Origin of the sequence: Massilia sp. LC238 (genome assembly GCF_000735635.1) — a bacterium.
In the GTDB taxonomy this organism is placed as follows: domain Bacteria; phylum Pseudomonadota; class Gammaproteobacteria; order Burkholderiales; family Burkholderiaceae_D; genus Telluria; species Telluria varians.
Window position 1 is genome coordinate 39,462 of sequence record NZ_JNNN01000065.1, and the last position, 16,705, is coordinate 56,166.

14 protein-coding genes are annotated in these 16,705 nt (G+C 65.9%); 5 read left to right on the forward strand and 9 right to left on the reverse strand.

Features of this window, described 5'->3' with window-relative positions:
- Window positions 1–4: 4 nt before the first annotated feature.
- Complete coding sequence (locus FG94_RS17060) at window positions 5–562, forward strand: hypothetical protein (protein ID WP_036214146.1); 558 nt, start codon at window positions 5–7, stop codon at window positions 560–562.
- A 2-nt stretch (window positions 563–564) separates the two neighbouring features.
- On the opposite strand, the gene FG94_RS28575 is transcribed toward FG94_RS17060, so the two are convergent.
- From FG94_RS28575 to FG94_RS17085, 5 genes are all read right to left on the reverse strand, one after another.
- Window positions 565–2,205 (reverse strand): methyl-accepting chemotaxis protein, encoded by a 1,641-nt coding sequence (locus FG94_RS28575; RefSeq protein ID WP_036214148.1) that lies wholly within the window; start codon window positions 2,203–2,205, stop codon window positions 565–567.
- Between the two features lie 221 nt (window positions 2,206–2,426).
- Complete coding sequence (locus FG94_RS17070; protein WP_036214150.1) at window positions 2,427–3,242, reverse strand: hypothetical protein; 816 nt, start codon at window positions 3,240–3,242, stop codon at window positions 2,427–2,429.
- Between the two features lie 2 nt (window positions 3,243–3,244).
- A complete protein-coding gene (locus tag FG94_RS17075) occupies window positions 3,245–4,468 on the reverse strand; it encodes an ABC transporter permease (protein ID WP_036214152.1) in 1,224 nt (407 codons plus the stop codon).
- Window positions 4,465–5,211 (reverse strand): ABC transporter ATP-binding protein, encoded by a 747-nt coding sequence (locus FG94_RS17080; RefSeq protein WP_036214347.1) that lies wholly within the window; start codon window positions 5,209–5,211, stop codon window positions 4,465–4,467. The genes FG94_RS17075 and FG94_RS17080 overlap by 4 nt, the downstream gene beginning before the upstream one ends.
- 8 nt (window positions 5,212–5,219) lie before the next feature.
- Window positions 5,220–6,449 carry an efflux RND transporter periplasmic adaptor subunit gene (locus FG94_RS17085; RefSeq protein ID WP_036214154.1) on the reverse strand — a complete coding sequence of 410 codons (1,230 nt, stop codon included), beginning with the start codon at window positions 6,447–6,449 and terminating at the stop codon, window positions 5,220–5,222.
- A gap of 166 nt (window positions 6,450–6,615) precedes the next feature.
- On the opposite strand from FG94_RS17085, the gene rpiA reads away from it, so the two are divergent.
- Window positions 6,616–7,293, forward strand: coding sequence for a ribose-5-phosphate isomerase RpiA (gene rpiA, locus FG94_RS17090; protein WP_036214349.1), 678 nt, complete (start codon window positions 6,616–6,618; stop codon window positions 7,291–7,293).
- Between the two features lie 11 nt (window positions 7,294–7,304).
- The gene (locus tag FG94_RS17095) at window positions 7,305–7,637 is read left to right on the forward strand and encodes a hypothetical protein (RefSeq protein WP_036214156.1); all 333 of its coding nucleotides are present in this window, start codon (window positions 7,305–7,307) and stop codon (window positions 7,635–7,637) included.
- A 192-nt stretch (window positions 7,638–7,829) separates the two neighbouring features.
- On the opposite strand, the gene FG94_RS17100 is transcribed toward FG94_RS17095, so the two are convergent.
- Both FG94_RS17100 and argA read right to left on the reverse strand, forming a co-directional pair.
- Complete coding sequence (locus tag FG94_RS17100; RefSeq protein ID WP_027864371.1) at window positions 7,830–8,105, reverse strand: oxidative damage protection protein; 276 nt, start codon at window positions 8,103–8,105, stop codon at window positions 7,830–7,832.
- Between the two features lie 51 nt (window positions 8,106–8,156).
- Window positions 8,157–9,470 (reverse strand): amino-acid N-acetyltransferase, encoded by a 1,314-nt coding sequence (argA, locus tag FG94_RS17105; RefSeq protein WP_027864370.1) that lies wholly within the window; start codon window positions 9,468–9,470, stop codon window positions 8,157–8,159.
- Window positions 9,471–9,525: 55 nt separating this feature from the next.
- Here argA and hrpA point away from each other — a divergent pair, with 55 nt between their 5' ends.
- Entirely contained in the window at window positions 9,526–13,710 is a 4,185-nt protein-coding gene (hrpA, locus tag FG94_RS17110; protein WP_229445973.1) for an ATP-dependent RNA helicase HrpA, read from the forward strand.
- 46 nt (window positions 13,711–13,756) lie between these two features.
- Here hrpA and FG94_RS17115 read toward each other — a convergent pair whose 3' ends face one another.
- Together FG94_RS17115 and FG94_RS17120 are read right to left on the reverse strand one after the other, a co-directional pair.
- The gene (locus FG94_RS17115; protein ID WP_036214160.1) at window positions 13,757–14,431 is read right to left on the reverse strand and encodes a PRC-barrel domain-containing protein; all 675 of its coding nucleotides are present in this window, start codon (window positions 14,429–14,431) and stop codon (window positions 13,757–13,759) included.
- A 367-nt stretch (window positions 14,432–14,798) separates the two neighbouring features.
- Complete coding sequence (locus FG94_RS17120) at window positions 14,799–15,830, reverse strand: SDR family oxidoreductase (RefSeq protein ID WP_036214162.1); 1,032 nt, start codon at window positions 15,828–15,830, stop codon at window positions 14,799–14,801.
- Window positions 15,831–15,978: 148 nt separating this feature from the next.
- On the opposite strand from FG94_RS17120, the gene FG94_RS17125 reads away from it, so the two are divergent.
- Window positions 15,979–16,593 (forward strand): TetR/AcrR family transcriptional regulator, encoded by a 615-nt coding sequence (locus tag FG94_RS17125; RefSeq protein ID WP_036214164.1) that lies wholly within the window; start codon window positions 15,979–15,981, stop codon window positions 16,591–16,593.
- The last annotated feature ends 112 nt before the right edge of the window (window positions 16,594–16,705 follow it).

The following is a 16,705-nucleotide window of genomic DNA, read 5'->3' on the forward strand; positions in this document are numbered from 1 at the left end:
TTCCATGCAACGCCCTCGTTCCCGGCCCTTGACCGAGAACGAGATCGCGATGGCGTCGCTGCTGTTCCGCGACGCCATCGACTACAGCCGCGTCCGTATTCACGGCCGGCGCTACATGCCCTTCCAGCCGAAGAACTGCTGCATGACGCCGAACGGCAGCATGTACTTTCACCGGTCCTGCTTTCTTCCCGATTACTCGCGCGGCGATCCTGGCGCCATCCACTGGTTCATGCACGAGATGGTGCATGTGTGGCAGCATCAGCTGGGGTACCCGGTGCGGATGCGCGGGGCGGTGCGTCTCGGGCTGTCGTATGCCTACTCGCTGCGCGAGGGCGCGACGCTGGCCGACTACAACATGGAGGCGCAGGGCGACCTGCTGGCCGATTACTTCGTGCTGAAATTCCTGCGCCGGCCCGGCGCCATGCGCCAGGAGCGTTATCGCGACAGCCTGGCGCTGTATGAGCGGGTGCTGGCGCCCTTCCTGGCCGATCCTTCCGATAGGCGCAGCCTGCACCGCGGGCTGGCCCGCTGGCTGGTGCCGGCCAGCCAGCGGACGAGCTAGCCTCAGGCGGCTGTCCGTTCGTAGTCCAGGGCCACAGGTGCGAGCAAGCGCGCGACGCCCGTCGGCGCCGGCGTCTTCACTACGTTGCTCGCTCCATCGCCGATATCGAAAGCGCGCACCAGTTCCGCCAGCGCCAGGGCCTGCTCCTGCATCGAGGCCGCCGCCGCGGCGGCTTGCTCGACCAGCGCGGCATTCTGCTGGGTCACGCCGTCCATCTGGACGATGGCGGCATTGACCTGCTCGATGCCGACCGTCTGCTCGGCGCTGGCGCCGGCGATCTCGGACATGATGTTGGTCACGCGCGCGATGCCGTCCACGATGTCCTGCATGGTGTCGCCGGCCTCGTCGACCAGGCGCCCGCCGGCGCCGACCTTGTCCACCGAATCGGCGATCAGGAGCCGGATTTCCTTGGCCGCCGCAGCCGAGCGCTGCGCCAGGTTGCGCACTTCGCTCGCCACCACCGCGAAACCGCGCCCCTGTTCGCCGGCGCGCGCCGCTTCGACCGCCGCGTTCAGCGCCAGGATGTTGGTCTGGAAGGCGATGCCGTCGATGACGCCGATGATGTCGGCGATCTTCTTCGAGGAGGCGCTGATCGAGGCCATGGTGCTCACCACCTGCGCCACCACCTCGCCGCCGCGGGTGGCCAGTTGCGACGCCTGCCGGGCCAGCAGGTTGGCCTCCTGCGCGTTGTCGGCGTTCAGGCGCACGGTGCCGGTCAGCTCCTCGATCGAGGAGGCGGTTTCCTCCAGCGACGCGGCCTGCTGCTCGGTGCGGCTTGATAAGTCGAGGTTGCCGGCGGCGATCTCCTGCGAGGCGCCGACGATGGTCTCGGTACCGGTGCGCACCGCGCTGACAGTTTTCAGCAGGCTGGCGTTCATGGCCTGCAGCGCTCCCATCAGCTCGCCGATCTCGTCGCGCGATTCGACCCGGATGTCGGCGCTCAGGTCGCCCGACGCGACGCGCCGCGCGACGCGCACGGCGCCTGCCAGCGGGTGCGTGATGCTGCGCGTGAGGACCCAGCCGAACAGTGCGGCGCTGATCAGCGCGAAGGCGCCGACGCCGAGCAGCACGCGTCGTCCTGTCACTTGCAGGGCGTCGATGTCGGCCTGGGCCCGTTCCGACAGCCCCGTCTGGTAGGTCACCATCTCTTCCACCGAGGCGATATAGGCTCGCATCTGGGGAGCGACCTTGTCCTTGAACAAGGCCTGGACCTCGGGATGCTCGCCGCCGAGCTCGGCCTTGCGTTCGAAGCCGGCGTCGCCCAGCGCATACCAGCTGCGGTCGTTCTCGAGCGCCCGCTCCAGCAGGGCCTTGCCCTCCGGCGTATCGACCATGGCCTGCAGTTGCTCCTGTACCTTTGCAACCTTGGCACGTGCGGTCCCGATCCGCTCGTCGTAGTACTGGTCGTCGCCCGGCACGTTGCTCCTGAGCTTGGCAACGAAGCGGACGCTGTTGGCGGAGACACCTTCGAGCCAGTCCTTGGCGAGCGTCGTCTGGCGGGCCGTCTGCGCCATGACGTCCTTGGCATGCGAGATGCGCTCGAGTTGCCACAGCATGCTGGCGAGCATGACCGCCATGAGGAGAATCACTGCTGCGAAAGCGCCACCCAGCCGGGTGCCGATCTTGAGATTGTTGATTTTCATGATGCCCTAGTCAGAAAACGTTTTAATTGTAGAATGAGTATTCCAGAACTGTACCTCAAAAATAAACGCTAAAGGACGGAGCGGGCGCACCAGGCATCAAATTATCTTGAACATTGTTGCATTGAGGAAACGAAAACTTCCCGATGAACTAAGTTTTCGCAGGGGTAGAACGGTGACGAGCGCAGCAGGAGCGGGCGGCAAGCCGGAGCGCCGCCGGACGTTCAATCCCCCTTGATCACTTCCTTGAGCGTGACGATGTCGAGCTTTCCCACAAAGGCGATCTGCGCCTTGCCTTCGCGGGCGATGGTGGCATCGTGCTTCAGCACCTGACAGGCGCCGTCGGGAATCGTCGTGGCCGGCCGGCCATCGACCTCGATGCGGCCGGGACCACCCAGGAAGCAGGCGCGCAAGGCGTTGTGGCCGTGGCGCCGGATCTCGCGCAGGTCGTAGCGGTAGGTGGGAATCTGTCTCTGGACGTAGCTGACTTCCTCGAGCGCCTTTGCGAACTCGGCGTACGAGAGCGTTTGCGTGGGCGCAACGCGGACCTTCCACGCGACGCTCATCTTGCCTTTCTGGGTCTGGGTGTTGAACATGATGGTGCCCAGTTCCAGCATTCCCAGCTTCACTTTCGGCAGCAGGAAGTAGCCGCCGCGGCGGACCGGTACGACCTGGTCGAGTTCGTCCCCGACGATGGCGACTGCCCAGGAGTCAGGCGCGAACAGATCCTTCTCCGCTTCGCTCTTGGCGACGAACTCGACCCGGCCCAGCAGGTCGATCGCGCGCGGTTCCGGCGGCAGCAGCGACTGCAGATAGGTCTGGATCAGGAAGAAGGGCTTGTAGGGCAGGTCGCCCCGGTTGGTCTTGCGATGGACGTGGACCGGCGCCTGCTCGTCCAGCTGCAGGCCGGCTGCCCCGGCCTTCCCCAAGGCACCTTCGCGGGCCATGGCCTGGGCCGGGACGGTGGCGAAGGCGGTGAACACCATCAATGCCGCCAGCGTCGCGACAGGCCGCGTGGCGGGATCGTACAACTTCTTCATGTCTACTCGTAGCGCAAGCAATCCACCGGCAGCAGGCGCGAAGCCCGGCGCGCCGGATAGAATCCAAAGAACACGCCCACGGCCGTGGCAAAGCCGCAGGCCACCAGCACGCCCTGGAAGGTCAGGTACACGTCGAACTTGCCGGTCGAGGTGATCGCCGCCGCACCGGCCGCCGCGATCGCCACGCCCACCAGGCCGCCGGCCACGCAGATCACCACCGACTCCGCCAGGAACTGCAGCAGCACCGCCCCCGGCCGCGCGCCGATCGCCATGCGGATGCCGATCTCGCGGGTCCGTTCGGTGACCGACACCAGCATGATGTTCATGATGCCGATGCCGCCCACCAGCAGCGAGATCGCGCCGATCAGGCCGAGCAGCAGGGCGACGCCGGCGCTGATCGTGTTGGCGGTCTCCGCGAACGAGGCCATGTTCTGCACCTTGAAGTCGTCCGGACTGTCGATGCGGATGCGGTGGCGCGCGCGCAGGGTTTCCTTGACGTCTTCTTCCGCCTCCTTGAGCGACATGTCGGGCCGTCCCTGGGCCGCGATGTAATGTACGTTCTGCGGGAAGGGCATCTTGATCAGGTTGGCGCTGGCCGCCGTGATCGGGATCAGCACGAATTCCGAGATGTCGGAGCCGTCGATCTGCTTGCCTTCGCCGGCCAGCACGCCGATCACCTGGAAGGCGACGTTCTCGATGCGGATGTACTGCCCCAGCGGATCGGTCTTGTAGAAGAACTGGTCCGCGATCTTCTGGCCGATCACTACCATGCGGCTCGATGCGCGCACGTCCGCTTCGCTGAATATGTTGCCCTGGTCGAGCTTCCAGTTGCGGATCTTGAACATGGCCGGGGTCACGCCGTGCACCTGGCTGTTCAGGTTCTCGTTGCCCGCGCTGAGCTTGAAGTTGCCCTGCAGCGCAGGCGCCGCGCCGACCAGGCTGGGCAGGTCGTTGAGCGCGGCCGCATCGTGGATCGACAGCGACGGCACCGCGCCGGCGCGGGCGCGCTGGGCGGTGGTGCGGTCGCCGCCCGGGAACACGTACAGCATGTTGGTGCCCAGCTGCTGCAGTTCCTTGCCGATGAAGCGCTGCATGCTGTCGCCGATCGCCAGCAGCAGGACCACGGAGGCAATGCCGATCACGATGCCGAGCATGGTCAGGGCCGTGCGCAGGCGGTTGGCCGCCATCGAGCGGAAGGATTCGATCAGTACCTGGATGAAGTTCATGCCGTCACCTCGGGTTTATCCATGTGCGCGGCGTTCAGCTGGCGCAGGCCCTCGGCCGCCGGGCCGTCGTACAGCACGCGGCCATCCTTCAGGCGCACCAGGCGGCGGCTGTAGGCGGCGACGTCGGCCTCGTGGGTGACGAGCACGATGGTGATGCCGCGCTCCTTGTTCAGTTGCTGGAAGCTGGACATGATGTCGTCGCTCGTTTGCGTATCGAGGTTGCCGGTCGGTTCGTCCGCCAGCAGCAGGGGCGGGTCGGTGGCCAGGGCGCGGGCGATCGCCACGCGCTGCTGCTGGCCGCCGGAGAGCTGGCTCGGGGTGCGCTTGGCCAGGCCGCCCAGTCCGACGCGCTCGAGCTCCTGCAGCGCGCGCGCATGCGCCTTGCCGCGGCCCCAGCCCCCGTAGATCAGCGGCAACGCCACGTTCTCGGCCACGCTCATCCGCTTGATCAGGTTAAAGCTCTGGAACACGAAGCCGATCGCGCGGTTGCGGATGTCGGCCAGTTGGGCGCGCGACAGCGAGCGCGTGTCGGCGCCGTCGAGCAGGTAGGTGCCGCCGGTGGCCTGGTCGAGGCAGCCGAGGATGTTCATCAGGGTCGACTTGCCGGAACCGGACTGGCCCATGATGGAAACGAAGTCGCCGCGCGCCACCTGCAGGTCGATCCCGTGCAGCACGCGGGTCTCGACGCTGCCGCTGACGTAGGTCTTGGTGACGCCGCGGATATCGATCAATGAAGAAGTCACGTCGGCGCTCACATGTCCTCTTTCGCCTGCGCCAGCGTGCGCGTGACGACCTGGTCGCCCGCCTTCAGGCCGCCCGACACCACTTCGGTATAGCGGAAGTTCGACAGGCCGACGCGGATGTCGACCGGCTGCGGCTGGTTTTTCGCATCCAGGCGGTAGACCTTGTACTGGCGTGCGGTCTCGCTGGCGGTGCGGAAGGCGAGGTCGTCGTCCTGGCTCGGTGGCGCGGCTTTTTGCGCCACCTGCTTGACGCTACCGTCCTTACCGGCCTTTTCCTGTTCCTGCTTGCGCAGCTTTTCCTGTTCCTCTTCCGGCAGCTGGAAGCGCAGCGCAGTGGTCGGGATGCGCAGCACGTTCGGGCGGTTGGCCACCACCAGGCGCACCTGCGCCGTCATGCCGGGTTTCAGCATTTCGTCCTGGTTGTCGACGTCGAGCACGACGTTGTAGGTGACGACGTTCTGCACCACGTTGGCGGCCAGGCGGAACTGGCGCATGGTGGCGTGGAATTCGCGGTCCGGATAGGCGTCGACCACGAAGCGCGCCGGCAGGCCGTCCTTCAGGGCGCCGACGTCGGCTTCCGACACGCTGGTGTCGATCTGCATCTTGGTGAGGTCGCGCGCGATCTGGAACAGGTTCGGCGTGTTGAACGAGGCCGCCACGGTCTGGCCCAGGTCGATGGTGCGCTTGATGATGACGCCGTCGATCGGCGAGCGGATCACGCTGTTGTTCAGGTCCGCACGTGCGCGGTCGAGCTGGGCCTGGGCCAGCTGCACGTTGGCGCGGGCCACGTCCATCTCGCGGCGGCTCTGGTCGAGCGCGGTGCTGGAGACGAAGCTTTGGGTGACCAGTTGCTGGTTGCGCTGGTAGTTGGCCTCGGCCAGCTTCAGGTTGGCCATCGCCGACGCGCGGCTGGCTTCGAACTGGCGGATCTGGGCGTTGAAGATGGTCGGGTCGAGCTTGAGCAGCACCTGGCCCTTGGTGACGCGATCGTTGAAGTCGGCGTTCAGCTCGACCACGGTGCCGGACACCTGCGAGCCGACGTTCACCAGCGCGACCGGGTTGATGGTGCCGGTGGCGGTGACGGTCTGGTTGATGGCGCCCATGTCGACCGCCGCGGTGCGGTATTTCGACGGCGGCACTGTCGGCTCGCCCTTCGGCATCATCCAGGCAGCGGCCGCGCCGACCACCACGATCACCCCGGCGGCGATCGCCACCCGCTTCTTCGTCAAGAGTTTCATTGTGCTGTTCTTTAACCTACGGAAAGACTTAGTGTGCTGTAAGGATATCAGCTTGGCAATGCGTGATGCATCGACTGGCCAAACCATGCGACGAAGCGTCGTTTTCGAGGGGTGGACGGAGCGATCCGCTAAAATGGCGGCTTCCTTTTACCTCACTGACAGCATCATGACCCAGGACGAACTCAAGCAAGCCGTGGCGCGCGCCGCGATCGATTACGTGGTGGACGGCGAAATCATCGGCGTCGGCACCGGCTCGACGGCCAACTTCTTCATCGACGAACTGGCCAGGATCAAGGACCGCATCAAGGGCACCGTGGCTTCGTCCGAAGCGACGGCAAGCCGCCTGCGCGGCCATGGCATCCCCGTGTTCGACCTGAACGAGGTCAGCTCGATGGCGGTCTACATCGACGGCGCGGACGAGATCACCGCCAGCGGCGCCATGATCAAGGGCGGCGGCGCGGCGCTGACCCGCGAGAAGATCGTGGCCTCGGTGTCGAAGAAATTCGTGTGCATCGCGGACGGTTCGAAACTTGTCGAAACGTTGGGCAAGTTCCCGCTGCCGGTGGAAGTGATCCCGATGGCGCGCGCTTCGGTGATGCGCCAGCTGGCGGCCTTGGGCGGCGAGCCGCGCCTGCGCACCAAGGCGGGTTCGGATGAAGCCTTCATCACCGACAACGGCGGCGAGATCATCGACGTGGTCGGCCTGTCCATTACCGATCCGGTGGCGCTGGAAGAGCGGATCAACCAGATCGTCGGCGTGATCGCCGTCGGCCTGTTCGCCAAGGCCGGCGCGAACGTCTGCCTGCTGGGCACGCCCGAAGGCGTGAAGACCCTGACTTTCTGAGCGGAGAACCGATGAAGCACGCGCTGCTGCTGGTCGCCGTCCTGCTGGGCGGCTGTACGCTGTTCAAGAGCAAGGTGGAACCGGCCCCGGCGCCTCTGGCGGCCGCCAAGCCGGCGGCTCCCGGCCTGGCCGACCCGAACGGCACGCCGATCGAGCGCGTGCCCTTCAGGATCGGCGTGTCGTCGGCGACGGTCGAGAAGCTGGCGAAACAGCAAGGCTGCACGAGCGCGCAGGGCGCCGGTCTGGTGACCGAGCCGGGACCGGTGGAGGTTTACCGGATGCGCTGCGAGGATGGGAAGGTGTTCATGGCGCGCTGTGAATTGCGCCAGTGCGTGAAGATGTGAGCGTGTCGAACCGAAATTTTGTTCACGCTACCGATGCACGTCATTCCGGCGAAGGCCGGAATCCAATTTTCGACGCGTACCACTAACGCGTGATGTCAGCGGCACGCACCAGAAATTAGGCTCCGGCCTGCGCCGGAGCGACGGTTTCGCAGCTAACGGCAGAAGTACTGCCGTGTCAGTTCAAGCAATCAGTTAAGCCGCCGGCGGCACGTAGCCCTGTGCCTGGTCGGCAGCGCCGTCACCGAAGAAGTGACGTTCCATCTGCGTCGCCAGGTACTTGCGCGCGCGGTCGTCCGCCAGGTTCAGGCGGTTTTCGTTGATCAGCATGGTCTGGTGCTTCAGCCATGCCTGCCAGGCCTCTTTCGAGACCGACTGGTACAGCTTCTTGCCCATTTCGCCTGGTACCGGCGGGAAGTCCAGTCCTTCGGCTTCCTTGTTCAGTTTGATGCATTGGACGGTGCGGGCCATGGTATTGCTCCTGTATCTGTTAAGTACGCGCTAATGCGGGTCAGACAGACATTATAGAGTCTTGATGAAAACCTGTGACCGGCGCTGCCAGTTGTACATGTGCTGGCGGTCCTTGGGCAGGTCGTCCACCGTGGCCGGCACGAAGCCGCGCTTCTTGAACCAGTGCGAGGTGCGGGTGGTCAGCACGAACAGCTTGGTCAGGCCGGCCGCACGGGCGCGGTTCTCGATGTGCTTGAGGATGCGCTCGCCGTCGCCCTGGGTCTGGGCGTCCGGGCTCACGGTCAGGCAGGCCATCTCGCCCATCTTCGCTTCCGGGAAGGGGTAGAGCGCGGCGCAGCCGAAGATCACGCCGTCGTGGTCGATCACCGAGAACTGGTCGATCTCGCGTTCGATTAGCTCGCGGCCGCGGTATACCAGGGTGCCGTCGGCTTCCAGCGGTTCGATGAGCTTGATAATCCCGCCGACGTCCTCAATTGTGGCCTGGCGGAGACTCTCGAGGTTCTCGTGGCTGATCATGGTGCCGACGCCGTCGTGGGTGAACAGTTCCAGCAGGGCGGAGCCGTCCATCTCGAAGGGCACGATGTGGGCGCGGTCCACGCCGCTGTTGCAGGCCTTGATGGCATGCCGCAGGTAGAAAGCGGAATCGGGCGGCAGGAAACCGGCCTGCAGCACGGCTTCGGCCTGGTGCGAGGACAGTTCGCGGATCTCGGTGCCGGCCGCGTCGCTCATCATGCCGGTCTCGGTAATGAAGATCAGCTTGTCGGCGTGCAGGGCGATCGCGGCCGAGGCGGCCACGTCTTCCATGGTCAGGTTGAAGATCTCGCCGGTGGGCGAGAAGCCCAGCGGCGACAGCAGCACCAGGCTGTCCTCGGTCTGCAGGATCGGCTGGATCTTCTCGGCGACGATCTTGCGGGTCACGCCGGTGAGCTCGAAGTCGACGCCGTCGATCACGCCCAGCGGACGGGCAACGACGAAGTTGCCGGAGACGATGCTGATCTGGGCATGCGACATCGGGGTGTTCGGCAGGCCCTGGCTGAAGGCGGCTTCGATGTCGAGACGCAATTCGCCGGCGGCTTCTTTCGCGCACTCGAGCGCGGCGGGGTCGGTGATCCGGACGCCGTTATGGAAGCGGCCTTCGACGTTACGCAGGGCGAGCTGCTCCGCTACCTGCGGACGCGAGCCGTGCACCAGCACCAGGCGGATGCCGAGTCCCAGCAGCAGGGACAGGTCCTGGGCCAGCACCGGCAGGGCGCCGGCTGCGACCAGTTCGCCCGGGAAGGCGACGACGAAAGTCTTGCCGCCGAAGGTGTGAATGTATGGCGCGACAGAGCGCAGCCACTGGACGAATTGGGTAGGATTTTCCATTTGCCGCATTATAATTCGCTGCGCGTTGTGCGCACCAAATACCTTGTAAAAATCAATGTCTGAACAGAGTAACAAGCCTTCGCCTCAGCAGGCGCGCGCCGCATCCCAGAACACTTCCGCCACCGAGCCGCGCAAACGCCCGGAGGGCGAGACACGCGTGCCGATGACGCAGACGCGCGATGGCGAACTGCAGACCAGGCAGCCGGGTAGCGCGGAACGCAGCGGACCGCGCCGCGCACCAGCGCCGCGCAACGACAATGGCCAGCGTCCGGCGAACGGGCAGGGCGGCGCCAAGCCGCCGCGCGAGCGTGCCGAGCGCCCTCCGCGTGAGGATGAGCGCATCCCATTCCGCAACCCGCTCCCGTCCATCACCTTCCCCGAAGACCTGCCGGTCTCGAGCCGCCGCGCCGAGATCGCGAAGGCGGTGAGCGAGAACCAGGTCGTGATCGTGTCGGGCGAAACCGGTTCCGGCAAAACCACCCAGCTGCCGAAGATCTGCCTGGAGCTGGGCCGCGGCCAGAAGGGCCTGATCGGCCACACCCAGCCGCGCCGTATCGCCGCATCGAGCACCGCCAAGCGCATCGCCCAGGAACTCGGCTCGCCGCTGGGCGAGCACGTGGGCTTCAAGGTGCGCTTCAACGACACGCTCTCGAAGGGCGCCTCGGTCAAGCTGATGACCGACGGTATCTTGCTGGCCGAAACGCAGACTGACCCGCTGCTGCGTGCCTACGACACGATCATCATCGACGAGGCGCACGAGCGCAGCCTGAACATCGACTTCCTGCTCGGCTACCTGAAGCAGCTGCTGCCGCGCCGCCCGGACCTGAAGGTGATCATCACCTCGGCGACCATCGACGCCGAGCGCTTCGCGCGCCACTTCGGCACGCCGGACAAGCCCGCGCCCGTCATCGAGGTTTCGGGCCGCCTGTACAAGGTGGAGGTGCGCTATCGTCCGGTGGACCGCGATCCGGTCACCGCAACCAATGCCAAACCGGGTGAGCCGGCGCCGAAGGCGCAAGTCGCGCGCGACAAGCGCGACCTGATGGAGGCGGTGGTCGACGCCGTCGATGAGCTGTGCCGCATCGGTTCGGGCGACGTGCTGGTGTTCCTGCCGGGCGAGCGCGAGATCCGCGACTGCGCGGAAAGTTTGCGCAAGCACCATCCGCCGCACGTCGAGATCCTGCCCCTGTTCGCCCGCCTGTCGGTGGAGGAACAGGACCGCGTGTTCAAGACCACCAATGCGCGCCGCATCGTGCTGGCCACCAACGTGGCCGAGACCTCGCTGACCGTGCCGGGCATCCGCTACGTGGTCGACACGGGCCTGGCGCGCGTCAAACGCTACAGCTTCCGCAACAAGGTCGAGCAGCTGCAGATCGAGCCGGTGGCGCAGTCCTCGGCCAACCAGCGCGCCGGCCGCTGCGGCCGCGTGGCCGACGGCGTCTGCATCCGTCTGTTCGAGGAGGACGATTTCAACAAGCGTCCGAAGTTCGCGGATCCGGAGATCCTGCGTTCCTCGCTGGCCTCGGTCATCCTGCGCATGAAGTCGCTGCACCTGACCGACGTCGAGACCTTCCCCTTCATCGAGCCGCCGCAGGGCCGCGCGATCGCCGACGGCTACCAGCTGCTGCAGGAAGTCGGCGCGGTCGACGATGCGAATGAGCTGACCCCGCTGGGCAAGAAGCAGGCCAAGCTGCCGCTCGACCCGCGCGTGGGCCGCATGATCCTGGCCGCGGTCGACAACGATTGCCTGACCGAGATGCTGATCGTGGCCTCGGCGCTGTCCACGCAAGATCCGCGCGACCGTCCGATCGAGTACCAGCAGCAGGCCGACGAGAAGCACAAGAAGTTCGCCGACGAGAAGTCCGAGTTCCTCAGCTACCTGAAGATCTGGGCCTGGTTCGAGGATGCCATCGCGCACAAGAAGTCGAACCGCCAGCTGCAGGAGAACTGCCGCGCCAACTTCCTGTCGCAGCTGCGCCTGCGCGAGTGGCGCGACGTGCATTCGCAGCTGCTCACCGTGGCGCGCGAGCAGGGCTGGCGCCTCAATGCCGCGCCGGCCACCTACGACCAGCTGCACATGGCGCTGCTCACCGGCCTGCTGGGGAACATCGGCTTCAAGGCCGAGGACGAGCCGGTGTTCCTGGGCGCGCGCGGCATCAAGTTCCACATCTGGCCGGGTTCCTACCTCGCCAAGAAGCCGGGACGCTGGGTGATGGCGGCCGAACTGGTCGAGACCGCGCGCCTGTACGCGCGCACCATCGCCCAGATCCAGCCGGAATGGGTGGAAAAGATCGGCGCGCACCTGCTCAAGAAATCCTGGGGCGAGCCGCGCTGGGAAAAGCGCCAGGCCCAGGTGACCGCAACCGAGCGCGCCACCCTGTACGGCATCGTCGTGTACAGCAACCGCCGCATCAACTACAGCCAGCACAACCCGCTTGAAGCGCGCGAGATCTTCATCCGCGACGCGCTGGTGGCGGGCGACTACGAGACGCGTGCGCCTTTCTATGCGCACAACCACAAGCTGGTGCGCGAGATCGAGAACCTCGAGCACAAGTCGCGGCGCCTCGACGTGCTGGTGGACGAGCAGCTGATCGCCGCCTTCTATGACAAGGAAATCCCGCACACGGTCGTGAACGGTGCGGGTTTCGAGAAGTGGTACAAGGACGCCTCGCGCGACAACCCGAAGCTCTTGTTCCTGGTTCGTGAAGAGTTGATGCGGCACGAGGCGGCCGGCGTCACCACCGAGCTGTTCCCGAAGACGATGAACGTCACCGGCATCGAGATGGCCCTGACCTATCACTTCGAACCGGGCAGCCCGCGCGACGGCGTGACCCTGGCGGTGCCGCTGTTCGCGCTGAACCAGATTCCCCAGGAGCGGGCGGGCTGGCTGGTGCCGGGCATGCTGAAGGAGAAGGTGCACCTGCTGCTGAAATCCCTGCCGCAGAAGCTGCGCCGCCATTGCGTGCCGCTGCCGGAGTACGCGGCCAAGTTCTTCGAGCGCCACCAGGACCCGCTGCGCTTCGCCAAGGGCGACCTGGTCGACGCCCTGATCGCCGACATCCACATGCACACCAGTGCGCGCGTACTCACGGGCGACTTCAAGCTCGAGACCCTGCCGGCGCACCTGTTCATGAACTTCAAGGTGATCGACGAGCACGGGCGCCAGCTCGACATGGGCCGCAACCTGGCGACCCTGCAGGCCGAGCTGGGCGGCCAGGCGCGCCAGAGCTTCCAGAAGATGGCGGAAGCCACGCCGACGGCCGCGCCTGCGAAGCTGCAGGCGGCGCCGGCCGCTCCTGTTCCGGCAAGGGGGAAGGGCAATGCGCCGGTCACGAAATCGGCTGGCCAGGCATCAGGCGCCGCGTCCGCTGCGCCGCCGCCGGGCGCGATCCAGCACACGGGTCTCACCACCTGGAGCTTCGGTGAGCTGCCGGAACTGCTGGAGATCACGCAGGGCAAGCTGACCCTGATCGGCTTCCCGGCGCTGGTGGACAAGAGCACGCACTGCGACCTGGAAGTGTTCGACGACCCGAACGTGGCGGCGCGCACCCACCGCATCGGCCTGCGCCGCCTGTTCGCGCTGCAGCTGAAGGACCAGCTGAAATTCGCCGAGAAGAACATCCCCGGCCTGCAGGGGATGGGCATGCAGTTCATGAGCGTGGGCACGCAGGAAGACCTGCGCGACCAGATCATCGCCAAGGCGATCGACATCGCCTGCCTGCAGGATCCGCTGCCGATCAACTCGGGAGAGTTCAACAAGCGCAAGGACGAAGGCAAGGGCCGGATCGGCCTCTTGATCAACGAGATCGCGCGCCTGGTGGGCTCGATCCTGGCGGAGTTCCACGGCATGCCGAAGCGCATCCAGAGCCTGCCGCCGGCGGTGCAGCAGGACATCCAGTCGCAGCTGCAGGGGCTGATCCACAAGCGCTTCATCGCGGACAACGAGTACAGCCAGCTGGCGCACTTCCCGCGCTACCTGAAGGCGATCAACGTGCGTATCGAGAAGCTGCGCGGCAATCCTTCGCGCGACGCCCAGCTGATGGCGGAGTGGCAGAACGCGGCCAGCCAGTTCCAGCGCACGCTTAAGAACCAGGCCGGCAAGAACAACGACCCGCGCATGACGGAATTCAGGTGGATGCTGGAGGAGCTGCGGGTGTCGCTGTTCGCGCAGGAACTGCGCACGCCGATGCCGGTGTCGGCCAAGCGCCTGCAGAAGGTGTGGGAGTCGATGATCCGTTGATGTTTGTCGGGCGGACGGCGAAGCTGACCACCCGACAGGATCATTGCTAGCCGATGTTGCTGCCGCGGATACGGCTCAGGTCCTTGTCGTCCCCATCATGCCCGGGCCGCGGATCGGCGCTGCCGCCGACGCCGTAGGAGTCGCCATGCACGCTCCCCGAGCCGACGCTGGCGCCCAGGCTGCTGCCGGCGCCGCCGGTGCTGCCGGCCGATCCGGCTCCCATGCTGGAACCCATGCCGCTGCCCATTGCGGAGCTGCTGCCGGCGCCGCCCACCATGCCGCCCATCGTCGTGCCCGGCCCCATGCTGGGTGCGCCGGAGCGCTGCGGATCGGTGCCGTAGAAGCTGTGGATGCCGCTGGCCCAGTTCAGGTCGCTCATGTCGGGCCAGGCGTTCTTGTCGAAGCCGGGCGCGTTCTTCAGCCTTTCCTTGTCCACGTTGAGCACCATGCGCTTGTTCGCGGTGTCCAGGTGCAGGGCCTGCCAGGGCACGGCGAACAGCTTCTCGCCCAGGCCGAGGAAGCCGCCGAAGCCCAGCACCGCATAGGCGACCTGGCCGGTCTGCATGTCGAGCATGATTTCCTTGATGTCGCCGAGGTCTTCCTCCTGCGCGTTGACGACGCTGTCTCCGATCAGCGTGTCGGCGCCCATCAGCGCAGGGCCGGGCCCGGTGCTGCGGGTGTCCTTGTACATGCCATATCTGTCACGATCTGCGTAGCTCATCTCGCACCTCCTGGTTCCTTGGTTGGCCACGAAGCAGGGGAGAACGCAGCCCTGCTGGTCGCATGATATGGCGCAATCGTGCGAGGGCGCGCGCGCCAGGCGACGGTCTCCCTGCGCGCTATGCGAGCTAGCGCACAGAACAGTATTTCCAGTGTGGTTATTGTGCCAAGTAATGTTTCGGAGAGAAAAGAAATGACCGTCAATTCGCGCTGCAACTACACCGGCCTGTTCAGCCAACGCATTCCGACCCGCTCGGCCACGAACACCGTCGCTTCCTTTTTCGCCCGCCTGAGCTGGTTCGGCCGCCGCTGAACCGGGGCACAGCGCGCGGGCTGGCCCCGGCCCGCGCGCCAGTCTCAGGGCCTCGTCAAGGGTTGCCGCCGCCGCCCGATACGCCGTAGACGTGCGCGGTGGTGTAGCTCGACTCGTCCGAGGCCAGGGTCACATAGGTGGCCGCCAGCTCGGCCGGCTGGCCCGGCCGCTTCATTGGCGTGTCGCCACCGAAGCTCTTCAGGTTCTCCTGCGTCTGGCCACCCGATACCTGCAAAGGCGTCCACACCGGCCCCGGCGCCACCGTATTCACCCGGATCCCTTTCGATGCCAGCTGCTTGGCCAGCGACTTGGTCATTGCCACCTCGGCCGCCTTCGTCATGGAATAGTCCAGCAGGTTCTCCGATGGATCGTAGGCCTGCTGCGAAGCGGTGTTGATGATGCAGCTGCCCGGCTTGAGATGCGGCAGCGCGGCCTTGGTGATCCAGAACATCGCATACACATTGGTCTTGAAGGTCCAGTCGAAATCGGCCGTCGAGATATCGAGGATCGAGTTGGCCGACTTCTGGCGCGAGGCGTTGTTGACCAGGATGTCGAGCCCGCCCAGCTGGCGCACGGCTTCGTCCACCAGTTTGCGGCAGAAGGTTTCGTCGCGGATGTCGCCGGGGATGGCGACCGCCTTGCGCCCCGCCTGCCGGATCAGCTGCACCACTTCCTGGGCATCCGGCTCCTCGGCCGGCAGGTAGTTGATGGCCACGTCCGCGCCTTCGCGCGCAAAGGCGATCACGGCGGCGCGGCCGATGCCCGAATCGCCGCCCGTCACCAGGGCCTTGCGTCCGGCCAGGCGTCCGCTGCCGCGGTAGGTGGTTTCGCCATGGTCCGGGCGCGGCGTCATCTTGCTGGCCAGGCCCGGCCAGGGCTGCTCCTGCTTGGGGAAGGGTGGGGCCGGGTAGCGCATCGCCGCTTCGCGGGCGCGCCCGGGCGGCGGCTGGTTGGCGCTCGACGTGGCTTGCTGGGCCATCGCGGGAACGGCGGCGGCGCCGGCCGCGAGGCCGGTGGCGACGGTGCTGACGAAGCGGCGGCGCGAAGGTTCCACGGTCTCGCCGTTCTGCTTGTTATCGGAATCCATTTTTTCTCCTGAAGATAAGGGTTGCACTCCTGCTGGTCTCGTCTGGCGGAACGATGGTAGCCATGATCGGCAAGACGGGGCATTCGCTAGCTCGATGGAAAGAAACAAAATGCCTTGCTGTTTCGCACACCTGTGCTAAAGTAAGGGCATGAATACCACAGCCAAAAGCGAAGCCACCTACGCGACGATCCTCGCGGCCGCCTACGACATGGCCGCTGGCGAGGGCATCGGCAAGGTGTCGCTGGGCGAACTGTCCAAGCGCACCGGCATCAGCAAGAGCGGCGTGTTCTCGCGCGTCGGCTCGCTCGAAGCCCTGCAGGACGCGGTGCTGGACGAATACGACCGCCGCTTCAGCGAGGAAGTGTTCGTGCCGGCGCTGCAGTCGCCGCGCGGCCTGCCGCGCCTGACGATGCAGGTCGAGCTGTGGCTGAAGAAGATCGGCAACGAGACCGCACGCGGAGGCTGCCTGTACACCGCCGGCGCCTTCGAGTTCGACGACGTGCCCGGACCGCTGCGCGACCGTATCGAGGCCGGGGTGACGCGCTGGCGCGCCTCGCTGCGCAAGACGGTGCTGCAGGCGATGGAGGCCGGCCACCTGCGGCCCGATACCGAACCCGAGCAGCTGGTGTTCGAGATCTACAGCCTGGCGATCGGGGTGATGCACGACGCGCGCTTCCTGCGCGCGAACGCGGTGCCGCGGCGGGCGCAGCGGGCGTTCAACCGCCTGATATCGACGTACAAGAGTTTCAACGATCTGGAGTGATGGGGTAGCGAAGCGGGACGGGCCGGGCCCGTCCCTTTTTTTGAATTAATTTAGCACAGGTGTGCGAAATCGAGCTGAGCTGAAGGAGTCGATCATGTCTGCGTTCTGGTTG

Bases quoted from the DNA above. Each gene is read 5' to 3' on its own strand.
- FG94_RS28575 (WP_036214148.1), bottom strand. From the start codon at position 2,205: ATGAAAATCAACAATCTCAAGATCGGCACCCGGCTGGGTGGCGCTTTC.
- rpiA (WP_036214349.1), top strand. From the start codon at position 6,616: ATGACCCAGGACGAACTCAAGCAAGCCGTGGCGCGCGCCGCGATCGAT.
- FG94_RS17115 (WP_036214160.1), bottom strand. From the start codon at position 14,431: ATGAGCTACGCAGATCGTGACAGATATGGCATGTACAAGGACACCCGC.
- FG94_RS17060 (WP_036214146.1), top strand. From the start codon at position 5: ATGCAACGCCCTCGTTCCCGGCCCTTGACCGAGAACGAGATCGCGATG.
- FG94_RS17100 (WP_027864371.1), bottom strand. From the start codon at position 8,105: ATGGCCCGCACCGTCCAATGCATCAAACTGAACAAGGAAGCCGAAGGA.
- argA (WP_027864370.1), bottom strand. From the start codon at position 9,470: ATGGAAAATCCTACCCAATTCGTCCAGTGGCTGCGCTCTGTCGCGCCA.
- FG94_RS17125 (WP_036214164.1), top strand. From the start codon at position 15,979: ATGAATACCACAGCCAAAAGCGAAGCCACCTACGCGACGATCCTCGCG.
- FG94_RS17085 (WP_036214154.1), bottom strand. From the start codon at position 6,449: ATGAAACTCTTGACGAAGAAGCGGGTGGCGATCGCCGCCGGGGTGATC.
- FG94_RS17095 (WP_036214156.1), top strand. From the start codon at position 7,305: ATGAAGCACGCGCTGCTGCTGGTCGCCGTCCTGCTGGGCGGCTGTACG.
- FG94_RS17120 (WP_036214162.1), bottom strand. From the start codon at position 15,830: ATGGATTCCGATAACAAGCAGAACGGCGAGACCGTGGAACCTTCGCGC.
- hrpA (WP_229445973.1), top strand. From the start codon at position 9,526: ATGTCTGAACAGAGTAACAAGCCTTCGCCTCAGCAGGCGCGCGCCGCA.
- FG94_RS17070 (WP_036214150.1), bottom strand. From the start codon at position 3,242: ATGAAGAAGTTGTACGATCCCGCCACGCGGCCTGTCGCGACGCTGGCG.
- FG94_RS17075 (WP_036214152.1), bottom strand. From the start codon at position 4,468: ATGAACTTCATCCAGGTACTGATCGAATCCTTCCGCTCGATGGCGGCC.